This is a genomic window from Prosthecobacter sp. (genome assembly GCF_020439865.1).
In the GTDB taxonomy this organism is placed as follows: domain Bacteria; phylum Verrucomicrobiota; class Verrucomicrobiia; order Verrucomicrobiales; family Verrucomicrobiaceae; genus Prosthecobacter.
This window is the reverse complement of sequence record NZ_JAGRPF010000087.1, coordinates 1-2,095: the sequence shown is the minus strand read 5'-3', so window position 1 is coordinate 2,095 and position 2,095 is coordinate 1. Positions and strand designations below refer to the sequence as shown.

Genomic DNA, 2,095 nt, shown 5'->3' with positions numbered 1-2,095 from the left:
CAGCACGCACCGGCAACTGGTTCATGGAAAACAACCTCGTCATTGCGCGTCTCGACAAGCTGAGCCGCAACGAGGACGTTCAGGCAAAGCTCTCCGCGCCAGACTGCCGCTGGGACCTGATCGTGTGCGACGAGGCGCACAAGATGTCAGCCACGCATTTTGGTGGGGAGATCAAATACACCAAGCGCCACAAACTCGGCCAACTGCTCTCCACGCTTACCCGGCACTTCTTGCTGATGACGGCAACTCCGCACAATGGCAAGGAGGACGACTTCCAGCTCTTCATGTCGCTGCTGGATGGAGACCGCTTTGAAGGACGCTTCCGTGATGGTGTTCACGCCCAGGATGTTTCCGATCTTATGCGGCGCATGGTGAAGGAACAACTGCTGAAGTTCGATGCCACGCCACTGTTCCCAGAGCGCCGGGCCTACACAGTGCCTTACAAACTCTCGGAAGCAGAGGCCACCCTTTACAAAGAAGTCACCAACTACGTTCGCCAGGAGTTCAACCGCGCTGAAGCGCTTCAGAACAACAAGCGTTCTGGTACCGTGGGCTTTGCCCTCACCATTCTCCAGCGCCGTCTCGCTTCGTCGCCGGAGGCCATTTATCAGTCGCTTCGTCGCCGTCGGGAGCGCTTGGAGTCCAGACTTCGGGAACTGGAACTCTTGCAACGAGGAGCCGCTCTCTCGGCTCGCGATCTTGAATCTGGCCCGACGTTGGATGCCGAAGACCTAGATGATCTCGATGATGCACCAGACGCCGAAGTCGAGGCCACGGAGGAACAGGTTCTCGATCAAGCCACCGCCGCTGGCACCATCCATGAGTTCAAGGCGGAGATCGAAATCCTGAAGCATCTGGAGTCCCTTGCTTTGCAAGTACGCCGCAGCGGTGAAGACCGGAAGTGGAGCGAGCTATCCCACTTGCTCGGCGAGATATTCACGCCTGCCGCATTCGGAAATCGCCTGTGCGAAGACACACCTGCTTTTGGTGCGAAGGCGGGCGACAAGTCACCAACGCAAAAGCTCGTCATTTTCTCGGAACACAGGGACACGCTGAACTACCTGGAAGATCGCATCAGCACCCTGCTAGGGGACAAAAATGCCGTCGTCGCCATCCATGGCGGTGTCGGACGCGAGGAGCGTCTCAAAGTTCAGGAGGCTTTCCGGCACGACCCCGAGGTGAAGGTCTTGATCGCCACGGATGCTGCGGGTGAAGGCATCAATCTGCAACGTGCTCACCTGATGGTGAATTACGACCTGCCGTGGAATCCAAACCGCTTGGAACAGCGCTTTGGTCGTATCCACCGCATCGGCCAGACAGAGGTCTGCCATCTTTGGAATCTCATCGCCGATGAAACCCGCGAAGGGGAGGTGTATCGCACCTTGCTCGACAAGCTCGATGAGGCCCGCAAATCCCTCGGCGGTCAGGTCTTCGATGTGCTGGGTAAAGTCCAGTTTGAGGGCCGGCCACTGCGTGAACTCCTCATCGAGGCCATTCGTTATGGCGAGATGCCGGACGTTCGTGCCCGTCTCACGAACGTGGTGGCAAATGCCTTCGACCAGAAACATATTCAGGACATGCTGGAGGAAAGGGCGCTGGCGCACGATGCCATGGATGCCAGCCGTGTTTACCGCATCCGCGAAGACATGGAGCGTGCCGATGCTCGCCGCCTTCAGCCGCATTACATCGAGTCTTTCTTCCTCGAAGCTTTTCGCCTGCTGGGCGGAACTGCGCGGCTGCGTGAGGCACGGCGATATGAGGTCTCGCATGTTCCAGCACCGATTAGAAATCGGGATCGTCTCATCGGTCTCGGTGAGCCAGTCCTCACTCGCTATGAGCGCATCGTCTTTGAGAAAATCCTCATCCAGCCGCAAGGCCAGCCGCTCGCAGCCTTCGTTTGTCCGGGACATCCGTTGCTCGATTCGGCGCTCGATCTCGTGCTGGAGCGTCACCGCGATCTGCTGCGCCGTGGAGCCATCCTTGTGGATGAAAATGACTCCAGCGACCAGCCTCGTGTGCTTTTCTACTTGGAGCATACCATTCAGGATGCAGGCATCACCCGCTCTGGAGAGCGCCGCGTGGTTTCCCGTCAGAT

The 2,095-nt window shown here is 58.2% G+C and carries 1 protein-coding gene; it reads left to right on the top strand.

The window, feature by feature from the left end; translation table 11 throughout:
• Positions 1 to 2,095, top strand: a 2,095-nt coding sequence (locus KDL09_RS09700) for a helicase-related protein (RefSeq protein ID WP_345781085.1), incomplete at both ends; no start/stop codon positions are given.